The sequence below is a fragment of the Agrobacterium radiobacter genome, assembly GCF_040801995.1.
In the GTDB taxonomy this organism is placed as follows: Bacteria; Pseudomonadota; Alphaproteobacteria; order Rhizobiales; family Rhizobiaceae; genus Agrobacterium; species Agrobacterium radiobacter.
Genome location: NZ_JBEGHX010000001.1, coordinates 154283 through 176232, shown reverse-complemented (window position 1 = coordinate 176232; position 21950 = coordinate 154283). Strand labels below are relative to the sequence as shown.

Annotated in this window: 23 protein-coding genes and 1 tRNA gene; 12 read left to right on the top strand and 12 right to left on the bottom strand. The window is 59.7% G+C overall.

The window, feature by feature from the left end; genetic code table 11:
* Positions 1-4 precede the first annotated feature (4 nt).
* From MRBLRC7O_RS00850 to MRBLRC7O_RS00835, 4 genes are read right to left on the bottom strand one after another with little or no spacing between them, the layout of a single operon-like run.
* The gene (locus MRBLRC7O_RS00850; protein WP_003503479.1) at positions 5-2266 is read right to left on the bottom strand and encodes a chemotaxis protein CheA; all 2262 of its coding nucleotides are present in this window, start codon (positions 2264-2266) and stop codon (positions 5-7) included.
* A gap of 16 nt (positions 2267-2282) precedes the next feature.
* Positions 2283-2648, bottom strand: coding sequence for a chemotaxis response regulator CheY1 (gene cheY1 / locus MRBLRC7O_RS00845; RefSeq protein ID WP_003493773.1), 366 nt, complete (start codon positions 2646-2648; stop codon positions 2283-2285).
* On the bottom strand, positions 2645-2944 hold the full coding sequence (locus MRBLRC7O_RS00840) for an STAS domain-containing protein (RefSeq protein ID WP_003503483.1): 300 nt from the start codon (positions 2942-2944) through the stop codon (positions 2645-2647). Before MRBLRC7O_RS00840 ends, cheY1 begins: the two co-directional genes overlap by 4 nt.
* Positions 2944-4539, bottom strand: a complete 1596-nt coding sequence (locus MRBLRC7O_RS00835) for a globin-coupled sensor protein (protein WP_223564832.1) — start codon at positions 4537-4539, stop codon at positions 2944-2946. The genes MRBLRC7O_RS00840 and MRBLRC7O_RS00835 overlap by 1 nt, the downstream gene beginning before the upstream one ends.
* 518 nt (positions 4540-5057) lie before the next feature.
* Between MRBLRC7O_RS00835 and MRBLRC7O_RS00830 the strand changes: the two genes are divergently transcribed.
* The 7 genes from MRBLRC7O_RS00830 (at position 5058) to mnhG (ending at position 11542) form a co-directional block, all read left to right on the top strand.
* On the top strand, positions 5058-5435 hold the full coding sequence (locus MRBLRC7O_RS00830) for a hypothetical protein (RefSeq protein ID WP_080865807.1): 378 nt from the start codon (positions 5058-5060) through the stop codon (positions 5433-5435).
* A gap of 106 nt (positions 5436-5541) precedes the next feature.
* On the top strand, positions 5542-8460 hold the full coding sequence (locus MRBLRC7O_RS00825; RefSeq protein ID WP_003503486.1) for a monovalent cation/H+ antiporter subunit A: 2919 nt from the start codon (positions 5542-5544) through the stop codon (positions 8458-8460).
* Complete coding sequence (locus MRBLRC7O_RS00820) at positions 8460-8795, top strand: Na+/H+ antiporter subunit C (protein ID WP_003503487.1); 336 nt, start codon at positions 8460-8462, stop codon at positions 8793-8795. Before MRBLRC7O_RS00825 ends, MRBLRC7O_RS00820 begins: the two co-directional genes overlap by 1 nt.
* Positions 8792-10438 carry a monovalent cation/H+ antiporter subunit D gene (locus MRBLRC7O_RS00815; RefSeq protein ID WP_003503488.1) on the top strand — a complete coding sequence of 549 codons (1647 nt, stop codon included), beginning with the start codon at positions 8792-8794 and terminating at the stop codon, positions 10436-10438. The genes MRBLRC7O_RS00820 and MRBLRC7O_RS00815 overlap by 4 nt, the downstream gene beginning before the upstream one ends.
* The gene (locus MRBLRC7O_RS00810) at positions 10435-10923 is read left to right on the top strand and encodes a Na+/H+ antiporter subunit E (RefSeq protein WP_003503489.1); all 489 of its coding nucleotides are present in this window, start codon (positions 10435-10437) and stop codon (positions 10921-10923) included. Before MRBLRC7O_RS00815 ends, MRBLRC7O_RS00810 begins: the two co-directional genes overlap by 4 nt.
* On the top strand, positions 10920-11201 hold the full coding sequence (locus tag MRBLRC7O_RS00805) for a K+/H+ antiporter subunit F (RefSeq protein WP_003503490.1): 282 nt from the start codon (positions 10920-10922) through the stop codon (positions 11199-11201). The genes MRBLRC7O_RS00810 and MRBLRC7O_RS00805 overlap by 4 nt, the downstream gene beginning before the upstream one ends.
* Positions 11198-11542, top strand: a complete 345-nt coding sequence (gene mnhG, locus MRBLRC7O_RS00800; protein WP_003503491.1) for a monovalent cation/H(+) antiporter subunit G — start codon at positions 11198-11200, stop codon at positions 11540-11542. Before MRBLRC7O_RS00805 ends, mnhG begins: the two co-directional genes overlap by 4 nt.
* A 10-nt stretch (positions 11543-11552) precedes the next feature.
* Here mnhG and MRBLRC7O_RS00795 read toward each other — a convergent pair whose 3' ends face one another.
* Positions 11553-12140, bottom strand: coding sequence for an alpha-ketoglutarate-dependent dioxygenase AlkB (locus MRBLRC7O_RS00795; protein WP_080570178.1), 588 nt, complete (start codon positions 12138-12140; stop codon positions 11553-11555).
* A 181-nt stretch (positions 12141-12321) separates the two neighbouring features.
* Here MRBLRC7O_RS00795 and MRBLRC7O_RS00790 point away from each other — a divergent pair, with 181 nt between their 5' ends.
* The 5 genes from MRBLRC7O_RS00790 to MRBLRC7O_RS00770 all read left to right on the top strand — a co-directional run bounded on the left by MRBLRC7O_RS00790 (position 12322) and on the right by MRBLRC7O_RS00770 (position 16785).
* Positions 12322-12609 carry a hypothetical protein gene (locus MRBLRC7O_RS00790; RefSeq protein ID WP_111820538.1) on the top strand — a complete coding sequence of 96 codons (288 nt, stop codon included), beginning with the start codon at positions 12322-12324 and terminating at the stop codon, positions 12607-12609.
* Between the two features lies 1 nt (position 12610).
* The gene (locus MRBLRC7O_RS00785; protein WP_111820539.1) at positions 12611-13426 is read left to right on the top strand and encodes a helix-turn-helix domain-containing protein; all 816 of its coding nucleotides are present in this window, start codon (positions 12611-12613) and stop codon (positions 13424-13426) included.
* 278 nt (positions 13427-13704) lie between these two features.
* Positions 13705-14175 (top strand): hypothetical protein, encoded by a 471-nt coding sequence (locus MRBLRC7O_RS00780; protein ID WP_111820540.1) that lies wholly within the window; start codon positions 13705-13707, stop codon positions 14173-14175.
* Positions 14176-14345: 170 nt separating this feature from the next.
* Positions 14346-14846: a hypothetical protein gene (locus MRBLRC7O_RS00775; protein WP_111820541.1), complete on the top strand. Its 501-nt coding sequence runs from the start codon at positions 14346-14348 to the stop codon at positions 14844-14846.
* Positions 14752-16785 carry a terminase gpA endonuclease subunit gene (locus tag MRBLRC7O_RS00770; RefSeq protein WP_112540215.1) on the top strand — a complete coding sequence of 678 codons (2034 nt, stop codon included), beginning with the start codon at positions 14752-14754 and terminating at the stop codon, positions 16783-16785. Before MRBLRC7O_RS00775 ends, MRBLRC7O_RS00770 begins: the two co-directional genes overlap by 95 nt.
* Positions 16786-16811: 26 nt before the next feature.
* Here the strand turns inward: MRBLRC7O_RS00770 and MRBLRC7O_RS00765 are convergent, their stop codons facing one another.
* The 7 genes from MRBLRC7O_RS00765 to MRBLRC7O_RS00735 form a co-directional block, all read right to left on the bottom strand.
* Positions 16812-17237, bottom strand: coding sequence for a PIN-like domain-containing protein (locus tag MRBLRC7O_RS00765; protein WP_367727274.1), 426 nt, complete (start codon positions 17235-17237; stop codon positions 16812-16814).
* 6 nt (positions 17238-17243) lie between these two features.
* Positions 17244-17921 carry a hypothetical protein gene (locus tag MRBLRC7O_RS00760; RefSeq protein ID WP_111820543.1) on the bottom strand — a complete coding sequence of 226 codons (678 nt, stop codon included), beginning with the start codon at positions 17919-17921 and terminating at the stop codon, positions 17244-17246.
* Between the two features lie 85 nt (positions 17922-18006).
* Entirely contained in the window at positions 18007-18246 is a 240-nt protein-coding gene (locus MRBLRC7O_RS00755) for a hypothetical protein (protein ID WP_162690768.1), read from the bottom strand.
* A gap of 44 nt (positions 18247-18290) precedes the next feature.
* Positions 18291-18575 carry a pyocin activator PrtN family protein gene (locus tag MRBLRC7O_RS00750; RefSeq protein WP_409338799.1) on the bottom strand — a complete coding sequence of 95 codons (285 nt, stop codon included), beginning with the start codon at positions 18573-18575 and terminating at the stop codon, positions 18291-18293.
* A gap of 134 nt (positions 18576-18709) precedes the next feature.
* Positions 18710-18785: transfer RNA gene (locus MRBLRC7O_RS00745), tRNA-Phe, on the bottom strand.
* A gap of 282 nt (positions 18786-19067) precedes the next feature.
* The gene (locus MRBLRC7O_RS00740) at positions 19068-19499 is read right to left on the bottom strand and encodes a hypothetical protein (RefSeq protein WP_003503494.1); all 432 of its coding nucleotides are present in this window, start codon (positions 19497-19499) and stop codon (positions 19068-19070) included.
* 157 nt (positions 19500-19656) lie between these two features.
* Positions 19657-21873, bottom strand: coding sequence for a 3-hydroxyacyl-CoA dehydrogenase NAD-binding domain-containing protein (locus MRBLRC7O_RS00735; RefSeq protein WP_112540216.1), 2217 nt, complete (start codon positions 21871-21873; stop codon positions 19657-19659).
* Positions 21874-21950: the final 77 nt, after the last annotated feature.

Below are 21950 nucleotides of genomic sequence, written 5' to 3'. Positions count from 1 at the left end.
GCTTTCAACCTGTCGCCGCAAGCGACATTTCCTGCTTCAGTGGCTGTCCGCGCGAGGCGCTGACGATGGCATCGACATCCAGAATGAGAGCGACGCGCCCGTCACCGAGGATAGTGGCGGCGGCAATGCCCTGAACATGGGTATAGTTTGCCTCCAACGATTTGATGACGACCTGGCGCTGGCCCTGGATCGCATCGACCATCAGGGCACGCTGGCCACCGCCTTCCGATTCCACCAGAAGGGCGACACCTTCGACCGGATCGGCCTGGGTCGGACGGAAGTTCAACACGCGACCGACATCCACCAGCGGGCAGAAGGAGTTGCGGATGGAGATCAGCCGCTGGTTGGCGCCGAAGGAGTGAATGTTCTTCGCTTCCGGCTGCAGGGTTTCCACGATCGCGGTCAGCGGCACCACCAGCGTCTGGCCGGCAACAGTCACCACCATGCCGTCGAGAACGGCAAGCGTCAGCGGCAGGCTCATGGTGAAAGTCGAACCGTGGCCCGGGCGCGAGGAGATGCTGATGCGGCCGCCAAGCGCCTGAATGGAGCGCTTGACCACATCCATGCCGACGCCGCGGCCGGAAATGTCGGAAATCTTGTCTGCCGTGGAGAAGCCCGGCGCGAAGATCAGATTGTCGATCTCCTCGTCGGTCAGGTTTGCATCGGCGGCGATCAGATCGTTGTCGATCGCCTTCTGGCGAACACGCTCGCGGTTGATGCCGGCGCCGTCGTCCTGCAGTTCGATCAGGATGCGACCCGAACGGTGCTTGGCCGAAAGCTTGATGGTGCCTTCCGGGTTCTTGCCCGCAGCCTCGCGCTTTTCCGGCGTTTCGATGCCGTGGTCGACGGCATTGCGGATCATGTGCGTCAGAGGTTCCGCCAGCTTGTCGATGACCGTCTTGTCGACTTCGGTGTTTTCACCTTCGGTGATGAGGCGGATCTGCTTGCCGATCATGTCGGCGACTTCGCGGACGATACGCGACATGCGCTGGAACACCGGCTTTACCGGCTGCGCGCGGATCGCCATGACGCTGTCCTGGATTTCGCGCGTCAGCTGCTGCAGCTCGTCGAGGCCCATATTGACGGCCGACGTGCCACTTGCGTCGTTTTCGATGACACTCTGCGACAGCATCGCCTGATTGATGACGAGCTCGCCGACAAGGTTGATCAGGCGGTCGACGCGATCGAGATCGACACGGATGGTCTGGCCGGCGCTGGCATTGGCCGCTGCGTTAGCGTTCGCCTGCGTTGCCGCAGGCGCGGCCGCAGCCTCGCGCTTTTCGATGGCGGCATTGACGCTCTGGGCGATCTGCGTCGTCGCGACGGCCGTTTCGACGGCTGCTGCAGCATAAGACGCTTCCGCCGTAGCGATTTCAACGATGGGCTGCTCTTCCGATCCGCTATCGAGAGCCGAAAGGTCGAACGGCACCGGGATCATCGGAAGCTCTTCATCGCCGCCTGCGACGGCCGAAACATCAGGCACGATTTCCAGATCGCAATCCCATTCGGCAAATTCGAAGACGCTGCGGATACCCTCTTCGCCCTTGTCGGTCGCGATCGAAACCGTCCAGGAGAGATAGGATGCTTCAGGATCGAGCTTGTCGAGCGAAGGCAGCTCCGACATGTCGCAATTGATGCTCATCTCGCCGATGCGCGAGAGATCGCGCAGCAGAAGTGCCGCCTCGTTGCCCTTCGAATAAAGCGACGCATGCGGCTTGAAGGTGATCTGGAAGGACGGCACTTCCATCAGCGGCGTGGTTTCGTCGGCAAAGTCCGTAAAAGAGAACGGGATCGGCTCAAAGCCGCTCTCATCCGTCGGCTTGGCCTTCACGGGTTCCGGTGCCTTTACGGCGACGGGAGCCGGCGCGGATGCCGGAACGGCTTCGCCGTTTGCCAGCGCTTCCAGTTCCTTCACGAGGCCACGGGTGCGGCTTTCATCGACGCTGCCGCCGTCTCTTGCCGCATTGGTCAGGTCCGCCAGCACGTCGGCGGAGCGCAGCATGACTTTCAGAACATCCTGGGTCGGCTCCAGCTTGTTGGAGCGGACGCAGTCGAGGGTCGTTTCAAAAACGTGGGCGAAAGCCACGAGATCATCGAGACCGAAGGCACCCGCCCCGCCCTTGATGGAATGAACGGCACGGAAAACGGCGTTGACGGTTTCCGGATCACGGTCGCCGTCATTCAATTTAAGAAGCCCCGATTCCAGTTCGGCGAGCTGCTCCTCGCATTCCTGGAAAAAGATTTCCTTGATTTCGTTCATATCCATCGTGAAATGTCCCGTATCAGGCGGTTACGCGTTCAATGGCATCGATGAGTTTTGCAGGGTCGAACGGCTTGACGATCCAGCCGGTCGCACCGGCCTGACGGGCGCGGTTCTTCTTTTCTGCATCGCTTTCGGTCGTCAGAACGAGGATCGGGATCGCCCGGTACTTTTCGTTGCGACGCACACCCTCGATGAAGCCGAAACCATCGAGACGGGGCATGTTGATATCAGTCACGATGACATCGGGGTTGCTCTGCTCGAGCACTTCGAGGCCCTCGATGCCGTCTTCGGCCTGAATGGTTTCGAAACCGGCATTGTTAAGCGTGACCAGGAGCATGTTCCTGATCGTCCGGGAATCATCCACGGTAAGAACTTTTTTCTTCACTTTTGCATCTCCTTGGGGAGCAAATGGTCAATATCGACGCCTATCAGTTTCATGGTCTTGTCGAATGCATCGGACACCCTGGCAAAACCGAAGGGCTTGCCATCCTCCTCCCAGGACTTCGCGCCGGCCATGAGGACCTGGGCGCAAAGTGCACCGATACGCTCCACCTCGGACGCGTCGACCGACAACGGTGCTCCTCTCAGCGTCATCAGCTTGCCGTGCAGGGCCGATGCTTCGTTGAGATCCAGCACCGGTGACAGTTTCAGCGTCGCCTCAGCTGCTTTTCTGGCTGCCATTACATGACTCCTTGGCGTCTGAATTGTTGGTAATCCTGGCCGTAATCCGTGCGGTTATCCGCACGGGCCATAAATGAAGTGTCCTGCCGGTCCGCACCGGACGCCGCCTTCGCCTGCCCCTGACGGGCAATGCGGAATTCGCGGATGGTGCGGCCGAGTTCCAGAATGACGGTTTGAAGCGCGTCGGCCTCGGAGGCGCTCGCACTGATATCGACGGCATTCCGGTCCGCCTGCCGTTGCTGCCCGCCAATATCGGCGGCAACCGATTGCAGTTCGCCGGCCTGCTCGGCCGTATGCCGGGAGACTTCCGCGATCATGTCGTTGATGCCTGAAACCTGCCGGACGACGCCGCCGATTGCGTCCTGTGTGCGGTTGACCATGCGCACGCCGCCCTCAACCTGCGTCTTCGTGGTGCCGACGAGGCTCTTGATCTCTCTTGCGGCATCTGCAGACCGCTGGGCGAGCGCCCGGACTTCCTGCGCGACGACGGCGAAACCACGGCCGCTATCACCCGCGCGCGCCGCCTCGATGCCGGCATTGAGGGCCAGAAGATTTGTCTGAAAAGCAATCTCGTCAATCGTGCCGATGATCCTGCCGATCTGCTCGGCGGATTGTTCGATGTCCGACATGGCGTCGATCGCCTCGCCGATCGCCCGGCCGCTTTCGACAGCCGCATCGCGGGCGCTGGAAACCGCCTTTTCCGTCGCCGCTATGCGGGCGCCGTTTTCGGCAACGTTACCGATCATCGCCTGGATCGCACGGGAGGTCTCGGCAAGGGCTTCGGCCTGCTGGCGGGAACGCTCCGCGATGGAGCGGCCCATATCGGCAAACCGCGCGCCGAGCACCTCAGCCTCGCCGATGTTGTTTTGCGCCGCGATCAGCGATGCGCCGATCGTTTCCAGAGCCGTATTGAAGGAAGCCGCAACGTCGCGATAGGCTTCAGGTACATCGCCGCCGATGCGGGCCTGCAAATCGCCTGCAGCAAAGGCCGTCAATGCGGTGCCCAGCAACGTCGCCGCTTCCGAGCGGTCACTGTCACGCTGCTCGGCCAGCTCCCGGCCATGGCGCAGGCGCAATTCGTTAAAACGCAGCGAGACGGCGATTTCGGTGTCGACCATCACCAGACGGACGACGTTCTTCACGGCTTCCGCCAGTTCACGGGTTTTCTTGCGGTTGCCGGGCAGGATGGAGCGTGGCGCATGTTCGGCCACCAGTCCGCCGACAAGATGTTCCAGAACCACCGCGTGGCTGGCGATCTGCCAGCGCGGATCAAGCCCCATGCGGCTGGAATTATCAGAGAGAACCTTCACCCGCTCGGCATAAAGCGCATCGAAACGCGCATCCGTCAAAACGCTCCAGTGCGAGGATTGCAGATCGTGCAGTCGGTCGAGCTGATTTTCGCTTTCGAAGGACGGGGAACAGTCCGGCATGGACTGGAAACGGGTCATCACGTCCCGCAGGCCGGCCTTGACGTAAGGCTCCAGCATGCTGCGATAGCTGCGCAGGAAATCGGATTGCGTCTCATCGAGGCCGGCAAAACGCAACCGTCCCGCCAGGCTTCCGCCTGCCGACCTGCGCGCTTGATCTGATGGCAAGTCCTGCCCCAACCGACGTCCCCAATAACATGACGGCCGGTAAAACCCGGCCAAATTTGCCAAGGTTCAGAACGCCAGCACCCTAAAGGGGATTTTTGAACGAACATACCCATCGCGGACGATGCGGCATCGACGCTTGCCAGACCTTCTTGAACCAAGAAACGAAAATACCGGATCGGCACCGGTACGGCAGTGCGGCGTCATGCCTGGAAGGGGAGAGAACCCCATTCCGCCGTGGAAATACCATCAATCTTTATGGTTAATTCCTTGCTTGAAAGTTAAGAAACACAGGCGTCGGCGTCAAACGGTAAAATTTGTAAAAGCTTTTAGCCAATGCCGCCCTCACTTTGCCGCAAACGGGCAAAAACGAAAAGGAATCGGACGCTGCGGGCGGTTTTTCCCGCCTGCGCGCTGGACAAGCATGTCCAGCTTCCCCTAAAACAAATCAACAGGATATTCGCTCAACGGTGATGCTTTAAAGAGACCTTTACGATCAAGGAGATGCCAACTTGCCATGGATGGAGAAAGGCCGCAGTTCAAGGCGCCATCCGCAAGTGCTGATCGGTCTCGTGGTCGCGAGCCTGCTCGTCATGATCGGCTTTCAGGCGCCCTCCGGCATAAAGTCCCTTTCCAAAACCAGCCGCCTCGAGCGATTGCAGAGCGTCGATCCGGGCCGTTCCATTTCTCTTCGCGAAAAAGCTTGCGATAGCGGCAACGATGTCGGCTGCAGGACCGGCGATGCCGGTTCGGGCCTTCGCTACAGCGAGTTCGCTTCATTCACCCTGAACATCAGGGATCACGCCGAAGTCTCGCTCGCTGCTGTTGCCATCGTGCCACAAACTTCCCGAGACTTTGCCAGCGTGGTTCCACGCGCGCCTCCGCATATTATGTATTAGTCATTCCGGCGGTCATCATCATCGGGTTCATTGCGAACCTTGAGGGATCGGAGGCGTCGGAAACCCGCCGTAGGCTCCCATTCCAGAGAGAAAACCGCCGCCGCATATGACACTTGCAATCATTCTCCCATTTATTGTCGCATTGCCCTTCGTTGGCGCGCTCCTGACGGCTTTCATGCCGCGCGAGGGTGTAGCCGCAGCCCCCGCCTCCGTCGCGGGCGCAGTCGCCCTTTTCGGGCTTGTCAGCAGCATCTTTCTTTATACGAGCGTCAGTGGCGGCGCGGTTCTTAAATATGATGTGGAATGGCTGCCCCAGCTCGGCCTGAACTTTACCCTGCGGCTGGACGGGTTCGCCTGGATTTTCTCAATGCTGATTACCGGCATCGGCCTGCTGGTGGTGCTGTACGCCCGTTACTACATGTCGGCTGAAGATCCGATCCCGCGTTTTTTCGCCTTCTTCCTCGCCTTCATGGGCTCAATGCTCGGCGTGGTCCTCTCTGGCAACGTCATCCTGCTGTCGATCTTCTGGGAAATGACGAGCATCTTCTCGTTCCTGCTGATCGGCTACTGGCATCAGAACGCCGGCGCGCGCGACGGTGCGCGCATGGCGCTGACAGTGACCGGTATCGGCGGCTTCAGCCTTCTGGCCGGGCTGCTGATCCTCGGCCACATGGCGGGAAGCTATGACCTCGACAAGATCATCGAGGCCGGCGCCGCCATTCGCGCCCATTCCCTCTATTTACCGGCGCTTATTCTCATTCTCGGCGGCGCGCTGACCAAGAGCGCGCAGTTTCCGTTCCATTTCTGGCTGCCCAACGCCATGGCGGCGCCCACACCCGTTTCCGCCTACCTGCACTCCGCCACGATGGTGAAAGCAGGGGTATTTCTGCTCGCACGGTTCTGGCCGGTACTGGCAGGCACGCCGGAATGGTTCTGGCTGGTGGGTGCGGCCGGCATCATCACGCTGCTGCTCGGCGCTTATTTCGCCATGTTCCAGCAGGATCTGAAGGGGCTGCTGGCCTATTCCACCATCAGCCACCTCGGCCTCATCACCACGCTGCTCAGCCTCGGCAGCCCGCTTGCGGCGGTTGCGGCCATCTTCCACATGGTCAACCACGCCACCTTCAAGGCCTCGCTTTTCATGGCCGCCGGCATTATCGACCATGAGACCGGCACCCGCGACATGCGGCGGCTGAGCGGGCTTTATACCTATATGCCCGCGACCGCGACGCTCGCCATGGCGGCGAGCGCGGCCATGGCCGGCGTGCCGCTGTTCAACGGCTTCCTCTCCAAGGAAATGTTCTTTGCCGAGGCCGTCGAAACCCATGCCGACTCGCTGCTCGACCGCGCGCTGCCCTATGTCGCGACGCTTTCCGGCGCATTCGCCGTCGCCTATTCGCTGCGCTTCATCCACACGGTCTTCTTCGGCCCCAAACCCGTTGACCTGCCGAACCCCAATCCGCACGAGCCGCCGCGCTGGATGCGTTTCCCGATCGAGTTCCTGGTTTTTGCGTGCCTGATCGTCGGCATCGTTCCGAGCCTGTCCATCGGCCCGTTCCTGCATTCGGCCGTGCTTTCCGTTCTCGGCCCGCAGACGCCAGTCTACAGCCTGTCGATCTGGCACGGCTTCAACCTACCGCTCATCATGAGTATTGCGGCGCTGATCGGTGGCGTTACCATCTATGTCCTGCTTGGCGGTTATTTCTCGCGCTGCGACGACGGCCCGCCAGTCTTCCGGCATTTGCGGGGACAGCGCATCTTCGAGCGCATTCTCGTCACCGTGTCCTGGAAATGGGCGCGGTGGCTGGAAAGCACGCTCGGCACGCGGCGTCTGCAGCCGCAGCTGAGGCTTCTGATCCTTGTCGCGCTTCTTGCAGGTTTCTCGCCGCTCTTCCTCTCGGAATTCTCCCTGTCGCTACCGCGCGTGACGACCTTCGATCCGATCTTCGCCATCCTCTGGCTGATCGGCATGATCGCCGCGATGGGGGCTGCCTGGCAGGCGAAATATCACCGCCTCGCCGCCCTCGTGATGCTCGGCGTCTCCGGGCTCGTCACCTGCCTTACCTTCGTCTGGCTTTCCGCACCGGATCTCGCCATCACCCAGCTACTGGTGGAAATCGTCACCACGGTTCTCATCCTGCTTGGCCTCAGATGGCTGCCGAAACGCTTCGAGAAGGTCGACAGCAGCAATGAATTCCCGGCGCAGCTCCGCCGCGCCCGTGACTTCCTGCTGGCGGCCGCAAGCGGTATCGGCATGTCCGTCATCGCCTATGCCGTGATGACCCTGCCCGTGCCGAACGCGATTGCGACCTATTTCCTGGAGCGCGCCTATACGGAAGGCGGCGGCACCAATGTCGTCAACGTCATCCTTGTCGACTTCCGCGGCTTCGATACATTCGGCGAAATCGCTGTTCTGGCGATCGTGGCGCTTACCGTCTTTGCGCTGCTTCGCCGTTTCCGCCCTGCCCATGAAAGCATCGGGGTGCCGGAACAGCAGCAGATGCAGAACGCCTTCGATGCGGAAAGACCCGACCGCAGCAATGGGGACACGGTTCGCGACTATCTCTACGTGCCATCAATCGTGATGCAGTGGATGTTCCCTGTCATCATCACCTTCTCGATCTTCCTGTTCATGCGCGGCCATGATATGCCGGGCGGCGGCTTTGCGGCCGGCATCACCATGGCGATTGGCTTCCTGCTGCAATATCTCGCTGGCGGCGCGCGCTGGGCGGAAGACCGCATCCGCATCCTGCCGTTGCGCTGGATGGGCTTCGGCCTTCTGATGGCGGCGGCGACGGGTATCGGCTCGTGGTATTTCGGCTACCCGTTCCTGACCTCCTATTTCCAATATACGGAGATCCCCTATATCGGCAAAATGCCGACAGCTTCGGCCTTGCTGTTCGACCTCGGCGTCTTCTCGCTGGTCGTCGGCTCCACCGTTCTTATCCTGATAGCACTGGCACACCAATCGTTGCGCAACTACCGCGTTCGCACGCCTGAAGCCGCAAAAGCGGAGGACGTGTAATGGAACTCATTCTTGCAATCGGCATCGGCATCATGACCGGCTCCGGCGTCTGGCTGGTGCTTCGCCCGCGCACCTATCAGGTCATTGTCGGGCTCTCGCTGCTGTCCTATGCCGTCAATCTCTTCATCTTCGGTGTCGGCGGCATTAAGACCAATGCGCCGCCGGTGCTGGTGAACGGCGTTGACAGCTCAACGCTGGCCGACCCCGTGCCGCAGGCGCTGGTGCTGACGGCCATCGTCATCGGCTTTGCCACCACCGCATTGTTCCTCGTCGTGCTGCTTGCCGCCCGCGGCCTCACCGGCACCGACCATGTGGACGGGAGGGAGTCGAAATGATGTCGTTCCCCTTCCACATCGTCATCGCCCCCATTCTGGTGCCGCTGATCACCGCAGCCCTGCTGCTGTTCTTCGACGAGCGCCAGCGCGTGGCGAAAGCCGCCATCAGCCTCACCTCCACCGTGCTGTTGCTGGTGGTCGCCATCCTGCTGTTCCGCGAGGTGAACTCGACCGTCAATACCGAGATCGCCGCGGTGGTTTCGAGCGGCGTCTACCTGCTCGGCAACTGGCCGGCGCCCTTCGGCATCGTGCTTGTCGCCGACCGTCTTTCCGGCCTGATGGTGCTGTTGACGGCGCTGCTTGCCATTCCGTCTTTGATTTACTCCATGGCCAAGTGGCACAAGTCCGGTGCGCATTTCCATTCGCTGTTCCAGATGATGCTGATGGGCGTCAACGGCGCGTTCCTGACCGGTGACCTCTTCAATCTCTTCGTTTTCTTCGAAGTGATGCTGGCGGCCTCCTATGGGTTGTTGCTGCACGGTTCCGGCCAGCAGCGCGTCAAGGCGGGGCTGCATTACATCGCCATCAACCTCGTTGCGGCACTGTTCTTCCTGATCGGCGTCAGCCTCATCTATGGTGTGACCGGCACGCTGAACATGGGTGACCTCGCCCATCGTATCGAAGGCCTCAACCCCGACCAGCGTATGCTGCTGGAAACCGGAGCGGCGGTTCTGGGCGTCGCGTTCCTGGTCAAGGCCGGCATGTGGCCGCTGAATTTCTGGCTGCCTTCCGCCTATGGCGCGGCGTCGGCCCCGGTCGGCGGGCTGTTTGCGATCATGAGCAAGGTGGGCATTTATGTCATCGCCCGCCTGTCCTTCCTTCTTTTCGGGCAGACGGCCGGCGAATCCGCCGGTTTCGGCCATGATGCCCTGCTTGTCGGCGGCATCGCCACCATCATCTTCGGGGCCATCGGCGTTCTGGCGTCACAGGCGCTCGGGCGGCTCGCCGGCTTTTCGGTTCTGGTATCGTCCGGAACGCTTCTTGCCGCCATGGGCACCGGTAATCCGACAGTTGCGGCCGGGGCGCTCTATTACATGGTCAGTTCCACGCTCACCATCAGCGCCTTCTTCATGCTGATCGAGCTGGTGGAACGCGGGCAGGATGCGGGCGCGAACGTTCTTGCCGTGACCATGGAAGCCTATGGCGAGGGCGAAGACGAGGATGAGGAGGAAGAAGTCGGCGTGACCATGCCCGCCACCATGGCGGTGCTCGGCGCCTGTTTTGCCGCCTGCGGCATTCTTCTCGCCGGCCTGCCGCCGCTCTCAGGCTTCATCGCCAAATTCTCGATGCTGACCGCCATTCTCAACCCTTCCGGGCTTGGCGCCAATGACAGCGTTTCCACGCTTTCCTGGTGGCTTGTCTTCCTGATCGTCTTTGCCGGTTTCGCCTCGCTGATCTCGATGACGCGCGCCGGCATCCGCACCTTCTGGGCCTCCATCGAAGGAACCGTGCCGCGCGTGCTCGTCATCGAAATCGCGCCGATCATGCTGCTGCTCGGCCTGACGCTTGCCATGACCGTGCAGGCAGGACCAGTGATGCGTTACATGCAGGAAACGGCGCGTATTCTCGATCTGCCGGCAAGCTATATTCAGGGCGTCATTTCCGCCCCGAGAGCGGGAACGAACCCGGAGGCGGAACCATGATGAGCCGTATCCTGCCTTATCCGCTGCTGACGATCTCGCTGATCTTCTTCTGGATGACGATCAACAGCTTTTCGCCGGGGCACCTGCTGCTTGGCACCTGTGTCGCGCTTATCGCCTCCTGGGCGATGGCGTCGCTGAGGCCAGCCAAGCCGCGCATCCGCAACTGGCACAGGCTGGTGCAGCTGATCTTCATCGTGCTTTATGATATCGTCAGGTCCAACCTCTCGGTCGTGAGGATCATCCTGTTCGAGCGCGAAAAGAACCGCAAATCCGGCTTCCTCGCGGTGCCGCTCGATATTCGCGACCCCATGGCGCTGGCCGTTCTCGCGACGATCCTGACCTCGACGCCGGGAAGCGCATGGCTCGAATATAATTCCAGCCAGGGCACGCTTCTGATTCACGTTCTCGATGATGTGGATGAGGCTGCCTGGATAAGCCTCATCAAGAACCGTTATGAAAAACTGCTGATGGAGATATTCGAATGAGTTCGATTATCCTTTTCTGGTCCTTTTCGCTGGCACAGTTCATGCTCGCCATCGCAATGACGATATCAGTCTATCGCATCGCCATCGGCCCGCGTGCGCAGGACCGCGTGCTGGGCGTGGATACGCTTTATGTCAACGCCATGCTGCTTCTCCTGACCTTCGGCCTGCGCACCGGCAACGACATCTATTTCGAGGCATCGCTGCTGATCGCCATTCTGGGCTTCGTCTCCACCGTCGCCCTCTCCAAATTCCTGATGCGCGGCGAGGTGATCGAATGAACAATGCTGCAGAATTTCCGCTCTGGGCCGCCATTGCCGTAGCCTTTTTCGTGCTGCTCGGCGCCTCGCTGACGCTGATCGGCACCATCGGCTTTGCCAGGCTCAACAGCTTCTATGAGCGCCTGCACGCGCCAACCCTCGGCACCAGCTGGGGCACCGGCGGCATCGTCATGGCATCGATCATCTATTTCTCCGTGTCCGGCGACCGCTTCGCCTTCCACGAAATCTTCATCGGCATTTTCATGACGGTGACGACCCCGGTTTCCCTGATGCTGCTCGGCCGGGCGGCACTTTATCGGGATCGGGCGGAGCAGAATTCGGATAACCGGGAGCATTTGTAATTCGCCCAGATCAAGACCATTTCGGAGCGATGACCTTGCGAAAAGTGAGGGAAATTCTTCTGCTTCGGTCTGTCCTAACTCCATTCACGATATCCGATTTGCGAGCCGGAATTTCATGAGTCCAGCCGTAGCGGCCGGAATCTCTCAGCAAGACGCCGGAGCGAGGTTGAAGCAAAACACCGCACGCGGCTGGTCCGCGCACATCGTGGAAAACCATCTCACATGCGGATAGAAGGCTTATCGACACGATTGTATCGTCAAAACAGGGAACACAGTCGATGTGTGCGCTGATGCCCTGGCCCGGAAGATACTCGTTCGCAATCACCTGGTCCGGCAAATTTCGGCAATATCCTTCCGTAACCAATCGCTCAGCGAAGATACCGAACCACTGTGGCAATGGCCCGAGATAGGCATCTGGGGTAACAGTGCGCGCTTTATAGTCGTAGCGATAACCGAAATGCTGCACACGGCGCTTCAACTCAGTGCTCCAAGCACCGTTATCCAATATGGCTGCGAGGGTGGCTTCCTCTTCGGGGGAGACGAAGGCGTCGAAATACATGACGCCTGGCGGCAAAGGGGATGCACCGACATGATTCATTTGCGAGCGCCCTCCATCGACTTGAAATAAACAAGCTCGGCAGATGGCTACATCGGAACTGTCAAAAGCATATGATAGGGAGAGCCGATGACCGGAAGGCCCCGCCTTGTGAAGGGGCAAGCCACCACATAACCAATTCACTAGATAATTAATTTGAGAGAAATGGTGCCCGGAGGCGGATTTGAACCACCGACACGCGGATTTTCAAGCCGCGCCTGTCGAGCCGAAAACAGCACCTTATGACGAAATTTCTGTCAAACCCGCTAGTGAAAGTCAAGCACTTAGCGGGTATTTGTCAAACTCGCTGGACACCGTTCAAGCCCGCGTAAAAGAGGCAGCGCTGTGGCTTAGCCTCAATCCCATGACCTTGCATCCGGTCGTTACGATCCGTCGCCGGTTCGCCCTTACAGTTATCGAGGCGGCGGAAGCGGCCAAACTTGCCCACGCTCTGGCCCGCTCGGGGGCGTGAAATGGCTCTCCTCGAAGAGAACGACATCCTTTTCGCGCACAAAGCGCTGACGCTCATGTCTGGCCTCACCGACGCCACGAAACGTGTTGCCGGGGCAATCATCGACCACTTCAACAAACGCACCGGCCAATGCGATCCCGGCATTGACCGGCTTTCCACGTTGCTCGGCATCAACCGCGCCACGGTCATGCGTGCGACGGAAGCACTGGATGAACTTGGCCTGATCCAGAAGACCAGCCACGGCGGCAAGTCCCACCGGGCGAGCTATCGTCCCAATTGGGAGCGGTTTCAAGCCATTGTGGCCGACTGGGACGCTCGCATGAAGTCAGGAAAAGCGCCGGCAGACGACAGCTATAATGAAGCTACCAACGTCGCACGCTTGCGACGTTCAAGGTCGCAGGGATGCGACGTTAAAGGTCGCACGCTTGCGACCCAAACCCTTCGAAGGAACCCATCGAAAGAACCTATCGAAACGGAGCAAGTGGAAACACCGGTTCCAACGCCGGCCAAGCCGAACGTGCGGAAAACGTCAGATGGGCTTGGGAGAGGGAGCAAGCAGCCTGACCAGCGATCCATGCTCTTGCCCATCGATGGTGGGCGGGCTGTCAGCCATGCGGATGCTGCCCGTGCTGCCGCAGAGCGCCGTTGGTACGCACAAGTACACTCGCTTGGAGAAAACGCGGAAGCGGATGTCTTGGGCTGGATGACGGCAGATCGGCAGGAAGCGGCCACACTGGCTGAAATGCGCCGCAGGGGTGGCGGAATTCAATTCATCGTCGCGGCGATGCGCGGCGGCAACCTGCGAATGGTGCAATGATGGGGGCGCGGCAGATGTCGAGACAGCACCGAAAGCCCCCCCATTTAGGGACCGTATTCCAGAAAAATCGACCATACGGGACTGGGGTACTGCGGGATTTCGCTAGTTGCACTTCAAAAAAGCGGTACACGCATACACGCACGTTGCACGCACGCTTGCACGGGTCGAACCGGAGAAAAAGTGGACAGTTTGTCCACTCTTTCCACGCATATTCGCGCGGATGTTGCCATGACAAAATCTAGCAACGATCCGGCGATGACCTTGCGAATGCCCGGGCCGTGAACCGCACTACCAACACCGCATACGGCCGCGTCGTGAAGGCCATTCGAAAACAATCGGACATCCCCACGTCGATAATTCGCAAGCAGGTAAAAAAACGCACGGTCTCTACAAACATCGAACATGGCGGCTCTCTTGAAGGGGTCATATGGGCAACGGGGAAGCCATTATCGCTCAAGTATTTTAAAGCGCGGCAGTTTTCCTTCGGCGTCAAAGCGAAGCACGGCGGCCAATGGCATCGATACCCATCGGCGTTCATGGGACCAAAGCCAGGCGTCGTTAACTTCAAGAGATTGGGCGGCCATGTTTACGTCAGAACGTCCGGCAACAGGTTTCCGATTGAAAAGCTATTCGGCCCTTCCATCCCCGAGGAATTGATACGCGGCGAAAGCGAGCGCGTTTTCCGAGAGACGGTCAGCGAAATGTTGCAGAAGCGCGTTGTGCATGAGCTCGGGCGGCTTCTCAAATGAAGGCGGGAACGAACGGTACCGGCGGCGGGCATTGGGCCAGCCGCACCCCCTCCCCCCCTTTAGGGACCGTATGCGCCCCCCGGCCTATGCGGATCGAGAGAGCCCCGGGTTTTCGCTATTTTTTTTGTTCCGAATTTTCCATTTCCATTTCCAGAACGTGAGCAGACGGCATGACGAAAGTTGACTTCCCTCCCGATGCCGAAATCAGCTTTGAAACGGCGAGCAAAATACTCGGCATCACTCGCCGGCGCGTCGCGCAGTTGGTCGAAGAAGGGTTCATCGCAAAGCGATCGCGCGGGACAACCACGATTGCCGACGCTGCTCAGGGCTATTCCCGATACTGGCAGGAAAAGGCCACAGCCGAAACGAAAACATCAGCGGAAAGCCGGGTGCGCGATGCGCGCGCCCGAGAGATCGAAATGCGCAATGACGAGCGCATGAGAAAACTCATCCCGATCGAGGATCACACCGCCGTTGTCGATTACGTCGTGGGGGCGGTCCACGTAGCATTCAACAGCATTCCGGCCCGCCTAACCCGAGATATCGAACAGCGCAGAAAAATAGAGGTCGAGATCGATGGCGCATTCAAACAAATTGCCAAAGCATGTCGAGCAGGTGCCGATGTCGCTCGAAAGGGTGGCGAGCTTCCTCACTCCGGCGAAAAGGTGTGACCCTGACATATGGGGCGCGAACAATCGCAAATACCCGCCCTCGGCCGGCATTCCCGGGGAACGCGATCCGGAGTTGACGCGCTATATGATCCCTTTTTCCCGGCGCGTCCACGCCGCACGGCATAGGCGCGTCATCAGCGTTACCGCTGCTCAGAGCGGAAAGACGGACAACATACTCGATATCATCGGCGCACGGCTCGCGCAGCGCCCGGCGCCGATCCTCTACGTCGGCCCGAGCGATGAGTTCGTTGAAAGCCAGTTCGAGCCGCGCCTCATGGCTCTCCTCGATGAAGCTGAGCCGCTCGCCGGCAAGGTGCTGCGCGGCAAGCGTATGCGGAAAAAGCTCAAACAGGTTGCCGGCGTTCGTGTTCGCCTGGCTTCCGGCCGATCATCGACGGCCCTGAAATCTGATCCCTTCGCTCTTGGTATCGTGGACGAGTACGACGAAATGGCAAAGAACATTCAAGGACAGGGCGACCCGCTCGGCCTCGTAGAGGCGCGCGGGGAAACCTATGCGGACTTTGTGACGGCGGTTGTCTCGACGCCCTCTCAGGGGCTCGTTGAGACCGAGGTTGACCCCGTCAACGGCCTCACGTTCTGGCGGGTTGGCGACAAAGAGCAGGTGCTATCTCCGATCTGGCGCCTATTCCAGCAAGGAACCCGCCATCATTTTGCGTGGGCCTGCCCGCACTGCGGCGAGTATTTTATCCCTATGCGGTCGCATCTGCGCTGGCAGAAAGGTTCAACGCCGGTGCAAGCGCGGCGAACCGCTTACCTGCAATGCCCGCAGGGCTGCGCCGACCCGATCGAGAACCATCACAAGGCGGAAATGATCGCGGGCGGCGTTATGATCGCTCCCGGGCAGACCCTTGAGGATGCTTTTGCCGAGCAGAACGAGCCAGAGAATTCAACGTGGTCATCATGGGCGAGCGGGCTTTGCAGCCCGTTCGTGACCTTCGGAGAGCGCGCCGAGCGCCTGCTCACGGCGCAGCTTTCCGGCGAGGAGGATAAAATCCAGACCGTGATAAATGCGGGCTTTGGCGAGCTATACACCCCGGGCGCCGCGGGCGATTTGCCGGAATGGAAAGCCGTCGTGGGACATCGCTTACCATACCGGCGGGGTGAGGCTCCTCTCGGAGTGCTTCGCGTCGTTGCCGGCGTTGACGTGCAAAAGCGCTCACTCGTCTACGTCATTCGTGGTTTCGGTTCTCGCGGTACGTCGTGGTTGCTCGATTACGGGTATCTCTTGGGTAACACCAGCGAGCCCGAAGTGTGGCATGATCTCACGCTCAAAATGATGAGCCCGATTGCCGGCCTCGTCATTGAGAAAGTGTTCATCGATAGCGGCTTCCGGCCGAACAAGCCAGACGCCGGCGATGAGCATAAGGTTTACGAGTGGACGCATCGGCATAGCTTTATGGCTATGCCGACGAAAGGGCGCGACACCCTCGGCGGCAAGCCGTTTGTTGTGAGCAAAATCGAGGTAAAGCCTAACGGTAAGGTGAGCCCGTACTCGATCGATCTCGTCCACATCAATACTGACTTTTTCAAGGGGCTCGTACATTCCCGCCTCAAGACGCCGCTGACTGACGAAAACGGCGATGAAATGCCTGGCGCATTTCATCTTTTCTCGGATGATGAGGCCGCCTATGAGGATTACGCTCGGCAGCTTGTGAGCGAGGTCCGCGTCCTCGGGGAGAGGTTTAAACCGGAGTGGGTGAAGCGGCAGCGCGACAACCATTTTCTCGATGCCGAGGCCCTCGCGGCCGCCGCGGCTTATATGCTCAATGTGCAAGCTATCCCCGAGGGAATTGAACGGCCGTCAGAAGAACCGAAGACGGAGCGCGAGGCGCACGTCTCCGAAGTGGAAAAGGCAGGAAAGTTGCAGATGTCATCGATCCGCGAGCGGTTTCGAAATATGGGGAGGTCTAGAACTTGACAGGAGCTCGGTCGCTACCGCCCGAACTACAGCGGTAACGATCGCAGCTTTGAGGATCGCTGCATTGGTACTTCGTGCATCGAAGGGGCGCTGAGTATTTCAGTGAGGCGCTGCATCTCAGGCCAATGCCATAAGATATTTGACACTACGTGATTAAATGCTGTCTTCTGATAGCCGGGCGCGAGAACGAACCCATGAAGGCCAGCTGTTCTTAGCGCGGCGCGTTCCGCTGGATTTTTGAGAATTCGGCCGTCGCCGGAAATAAAACTCCATACCAGACCCGACGATCGCAGATGTTCGATCCATTCGAGGTCAGTGGAGTGGCGTCCGTTCGGCAATCCTTCGAGACTGCTTATATGAACAGCCGAGTGTCCGTAATGGCTGATAAAGCCGTGCAACGTGGTTGCAAACATCGGGGAGGTGCAATTATCGAAAAGGACCTTCAACCACACCCACCGTCAGTTCAGCGATTGTTCGAATTCAACGGCGCGACGAACTGAGCCCTCTGGAACATCATATGCGATCGCTGTTTCTTCGATGCCAAAGTGACCAGCGGCTGATGCCAAAACCGCGGTTGGAACGCTGGTCGCCCCGTCTATTGGCTGGCCAAATGCGCGAAGTGGGTCAACCAATATATTTACCCGCCGACCGGCAGGATACCAAAGACGAGGAGAGCCATCGTCGTCAAAATCGACGGTTTTTAGGATGGGCTCGATCACTTCCTTAAACTCGTATTGCCGGCGGAAAAGATTTAGGAGCCGCTCACGCTCGACACCTTCTGCATCTTTCTCAAATACCCTCAAAAGAATGCTTCTGCCGTCAGTCTTGAACCGTTCCGTTGATAACGGATATTCCTCGCCCAATACCTCGCGCGCATAGACGATCGCAGCACGAACTTGGATAGCGGAAACGCCGGCCCGAAGAAAGGCGTCAGCAACGCGGATTTCCATCAAGTCACGAAAGGCCAATGTTGTTGTTGCGCCTTCGATCTGAACAGCAGGCTCCCACAGGGCCGGATAATTTCGGCCTCGGATGGAATGGCCATTCAGCCATCGGGAAATTTTTGCAGGCGCGACATGCAGAAGCCTCCCGGCTTCCGCTGGCGTATAAAGCCCCACACCAATCAATCCACTCATAGCACTTCCTCGTTCGAGGTCATTTAGTCCCAGTGTGCTGGCAAACTGTCAACAGCACCTCACGGCACGACTGCAAATTATTTCTTCACGAAAGCCGTCCGCGCCGCCAGCGCTTCAATCCGAGCATGGCGCCGATTTCATTATTGGAGAATGACCGCTTTGCTTTCAGGGCCTTCCATTCGGCCTCCCTCTCGGGCGGCACGTCGTAACCACGACGGGCCGCGTTACTGAGGCGCTGCATTTCCTCGCGCCTTGCCTTGAAGCGCTCCCGGCCCCGCTCATCGCGGGCCGAGGCAAAATCGGGATCGGCATGAAGCTGGCGCAACAACTCAGCGCCGGGCGTGTCCTTGGGCTTTCGTCGCCGGCGGCTCAACGGAGGAAAGCGTCCATTTCGCTTTTTGCGACCTTACGGCGGGCGTCGATGTATTCGGCCAGATCGTGGACATGAATGCCCTTGGCGGCCTTCTGGCTCGGCTCGATGTAGATCAGCGGGAGCTTGATCTCTCCCCGCGTCGCCGTACGCACGAAATGATTGATCGTCAGATGAGGGAAATAGTCACGGCAGACCATTTCGACCGGGATAATCGCCCGGCCGTCGTACTGAGCCATCAAAAGAAAAACCGTCTTCAAGAGCCCCTCCATGTTGCGTTTCATGTTGCATGGATTTGCCGGGACATCAGGAAAAAGCCCGGAAAATCAAGGAAAACGCGGGAAACCGGACGCAACATGAAATCGAGGAAAAATTAGCGAACTTTCTCGTTACGCCATTGACTTTCTTGGAGAAAATATGGTGCCCGGAGGCGGATTTGAACCACCGACACGCGGATTTTCAATCCGCTGCTCTACCAACTGAGCTATCCGGGCACTTCAGGTCCTTGAAGAACCTCCGCTTTTGGCGGGCGGGGCCGTTTGGTGCCCCGAAAGTGAGCGGGGTTATAACATCTTGTTCGGACATGGCAAGCGCCATCGCGAAGTTTTTTGACAGTTTTTTCACGGCGCCTGTGGATGGCTGGAATGCGTGTCCGGCCGAGGCCGGATCCTGGCTGGAAATCCACTCTCCGCCATCAGCCGGGCCTGATCGGCATTCGACGGGCGGACGCGTTCGGAAAGGGTCGCAAGGTTACGAGAGGGCGCAGCGTAGAGCGGCTATGCCCCTTCACTGCGCCGTGCGGCGAGGCCAAGCGCGAAAGGCACCACGGCCACCAGCGCTGCCATGACGGGCGAAGACGCGAAGATGCGGCTGGCAAGCGAGGTGACGGCGACGGAGCGCACCACCGTCATCAGTCGGGAATTCTCGCGGTCGCGCTCATGGTGGGGCTGTGCGGGCCTGTGACGGGAATGTTGGGCCGCCTCCAGCCGTTTGACATCGCGGCGGATCTTGTCGACCTGTTTGCGAAGCTCGTCCAGTTCGGCGCGTAGCGCCGGGTCGATGATATTGGCGGCACGCGTTCTCCTCGCAGCGGGTTTTGCCACCTTTGCTTCGGCGGCCACAGCCTCGGCCTCTTCGTCCAGTTCGGCCAGTTCGTCGTCAAGGTCGGATGGCTTGTCGAAACCGTGGGATCGCAGTGGTGCTTTCATCGCTGTCTCCTGAGGCGTGCTGAATTGCGGCGGCGGGCGTCTTTCGCCCGGTCACGCCCTTTCAACGCCTCAGCCGGGCAAAGGATGCACGGAAAGCAGGGAGAGCGGCATAAAAAACAGGCCCCGAAGGGCCTGTTCAGTAATCTCTCCTGAAACCTTACGCCGCCTTGGTAGCGCTGGCGTAAGGATCGAAACGACCGTAGAAAGTTTCGCCCTTGGCGGCCATCTCCTTCAGGAGCGGCGTCGGCTTGAAGCGTGGGCCATAGGCCTCGCTCAGCTTTTCGGCCAGAGCGACGAAAGTCTTCACGCCCATGCCGTCGATATAGGACAGCGCGCCGCCGGTATAGGGCGCAAAGCCGAAACCGAGGATGGAGCCGACATCCGCCTCACGCGGATCGGTGACGATGCCTTCTTCCACCGTGCGCGCCGCTTCCAGCGCCACGGTGACGAGGAAGCGCTGTTTCAGCACCTCCATATCCACGTCCTCAGGCTTCTGCTGCGGATAGAGATTCTTCAGGCCGGGCCAGAGGGACTTCTTGGCGGGCTTCGGCGGGTAGTCGTAAAAGCCCTTGGCGTTCTTGCGGCCGAAACGGCCTTCGCCTTCCACCAGTTTCTTCACCAGCTCCATATGGAGCGGATCGACGGCCTTTTCGCCGAGATCGGCGACGGTGGCTTTGAGGATCTTGTAGGAAAGATCGATCGCCACCTCGTCATTCAGCGCCAGCGGGCCGACCGGCATACCGGCGAATTTCGCGGCATTTTCAATCATGGCGGCGGGTACGCCTTCGATCAGCATGTCGTAGCTTTCGGCCATGTAGCGCAGCACGCAGCGATTGACGAAGAAGCCGCGCGTATCGTTGACGACGATCGGCGTCTTCCTGATCTTCGCCACGTAATCGAGCGCGACGGCCAGCGCCTTGTCACCGGTTTCCTTGCCGAGGATCACTTCCGTCAGCATCATCTTCTCGACCGGCGAGAAGAAGTGAATGCCGATGAAATCGGTCGGGCGCTTCGAGTTCTTCGCAAGCCCGGTGATCGGCAAAGTGGAGGTGTTGGAGGCGAAGATCGCGCCTTGGGGCAACACGGCTTCCACGGCCTCGATGACGGCCTTCTTCACGTCGCGGTCTTCGAAGACAGCCTCGATGACGAGATCGGCATCGGCGAGCGCCTTGTAATCCGCCGTCGGAGTAACGAGGTCGAGCAGGGCCTTGCCCTCATCCTGCGTCAGCCTGCCCTTGCCGATGGCCGCCTTGACGCTTTCCTCGCAATGGCCCTTGCCCTTGTCCGCCGCTTCCTGATCGCGATCGACCAGCGTGACGGGGATGCCGGCTGCGGCGGTAACATAAGCGACAGCTGCGCCCATGAAGCCCGCGCCGACGACGCCCACCTTCTTGAACTCCGTCTTCGGCTGGCCGGCCGGGCGGCGCGCGCCCTTGCCCAGTTCCTGCATGGAAATGAACAGCGAGCGGATCATGCCGAAGGCTTCCTTCGAGCGAAGGATTTCGGTGAAATAACGCTGCTCCACCTTAAGCGCCGTATCGAAGGGCAATTGCAGGCCTTCATAGACACATTTGAGGATGGCAAGCGCGGCCGGATAGTTGCCGGCGCTTTCACGACGCAGGATGGCGGGAGCGGCAGGCCACAGCTGGGCTGCGGCAGGCGTCCAGATGCCGCCGCCAGGGGCCTTGAAGCCCTTTTCATCCCAGGGTGCGACCGGCTTCAGGCCGTCCTTGATCATCTGCTTTGCGGTGGCGACCAGCTGATCCGGCTCGACCACCTGATGCACCAGCCCCATGGCCTTGGCGCGCGCGCCGGTCAGCGACTGGCCCGTCGTCATCATCTGCAGTGCCGATTGCGCATCCGTCAGGCGCGGCACGCGCTGGGTGCCGCCGGCGCCGGGGAAGATGCCGACCTTGACTTCCGGCAGGGCGATCTTGAGGCTCTTGGCGCTGGAGGCCACGCGGCCGTGGCAGGCGAGCGAGAGCTCGAAAGCGCCGCCCATGCAGGTGCCGTTGATGGCGGAAACCCAGGGCTTGCCATTGGTCTCGATCTTGCGGAACAGGCCCGTCATGCGGCCGACGAGTTCGAACAGCTTTGCCGCCGCCTCATCCGGGTTCTTCGCCTTCTCGTCATTATAGAAGGAGAACATCGACTTGATCATCGAAAGATCAGCGCCGCCGGAAAACGTGCTCTTGCCGGAGGTGAAGACGACGCCCTTGACGGCAGCGTCGGCGACGGTCGCGTCAACAATGGCGTTCAGCTCGTCCATCACTTCAGAGGTGAAGACGTTCATGGATTTTTCCGGCATGTCCCAGGTAACGAGGGCAATGCCGTCTGCGTCCGTCTCGATGGTGAAATTGGTATAAGTGCTCATTTGGGATTCCTCTTCCCTGAATCTTAATGGCCGCTTCGCTTTCTCCGTCATCCTCGGGCTTGACCCGAGGATCTAAG

Excerpts from the sequence above, each read along its gene's own strand:
- MRBLRC7O_RS00850 (WP_003503479.1), bottom strand. The coding sequence starts at position 2,266 with ATGGATATGAACGAAATCAAGGAAATCTTTTTCCAGGAATGCGAGGAG.
- MRBLRC7O_RS00840 (WP_003503483.1), bottom strand. The coding sequence starts at position 2,944 with ATGGCAGCCAGAAAAGCAGCTGAGGCGACGCTGAAACTGTCACCGGTG.
- MRBLRC7O_RS00830 (WP_080865807.1), top strand. The coding sequence starts at position 5,058 with ATGGAGAAAGGCCGCAGTTCAAGGCGCCATCCGCAAGTGCTGATCGGT.
- MRBLRC7O_RS00825 (WP_003503486.1), top strand. The coding sequence starts at position 5,542 with ATGACACTTGCAATCATTCTCCCATTTATTGTCGCATTGCCCTTCGTT.
- MRBLRC7O_RS00820 (WP_003503487.1), top strand. The coding sequence starts at position 8,460 with ATGGAACTCATTCTTGCAATCGGCATCGGCATCATGACCGGCTCCGGC.
- MRBLRC7O_RS00815 (WP_003503488.1), top strand. The coding sequence starts at position 8,792 with ATGATGTCGTTCCCCTTCCACATCGTCATCGCCCCCATTCTGGTGCCG.
- MRBLRC7O_RS00810 (WP_003503489.1), top strand. The coding sequence starts at position 10,435 with ATGATGAGCCGTATCCTGCCTTATCCGCTGCTGACGATCTCGCTGATC.
- MRBLRC7O_RS00805 (WP_003503490.1), top strand. The coding sequence starts at position 10,920 with ATGAGTTCGATTATCCTTTTCTGGTCCTTTTCGCTGGCACAGTTCATG.
- mnhG (WP_003503491.1), top strand. The coding sequence starts at position 11,198 with ATGAACAATGCTGCAGAATTTCCGCTCTGGGCCGCCATTGCCGTAGCC.
- MRBLRC7O_RS00795 (WP_080570178.1), bottom strand. The coding sequence starts at position 12,140 with ATGAATCATGTCGGTGCATCCCCTTTGCCGCCAGGCGTCATGTATTTC.
- MRBLRC7O_RS00785 (WP_111820539.1), top strand. The coding sequence starts at position 12,611 with ATGGCTCTCCTCGAAGAGAACGACATCCTTTTCGCGCACAAAGCGCTG.
- MRBLRC7O_RS00775 (WP_111820541.1), top strand. The coding sequence starts at position 14,346 with ATGACGAAAGTTGACTTCCCTCCCGATGCCGAAATCAGCTTTGAAACG.
- MRBLRC7O_RS00770 (WP_112540215.1), top strand. The coding sequence starts at position 14,752 with ATGGCGCATTCAAACAAATTGCCAAAGCATGTCGAGCAGGTGCCGATG.
- MRBLRC7O_RS00760 (WP_111820543.1), bottom strand. The coding sequence starts at position 17,921 with ATGAGTGGATTGATTGGTGTGGGGCTTTATACGCCAGCGGAAGCCGGG.
- MRBLRC7O_RS00750 (WP_409338799.1), bottom strand. The coding sequence starts at position 18,575 with ATGAAACGCAACATGGAGGGGCTCTTGAAGACGGTTTTTCTTTTGATG.
- MRBLRC7O_RS00740 (WP_003503494.1), bottom strand. The coding sequence starts at position 19,499 with ATGAAAGCACCACTGCGATCCCACGGTTTCGACAAGCCATCCGACCTT.
- MRBLRC7O_RS00735 (WP_112540216.1), bottom strand. The coding sequence starts at position 21,873 with ATGAGCACTTATACCAATTTCACCATCGAGACGGACGCAGACGGCATT.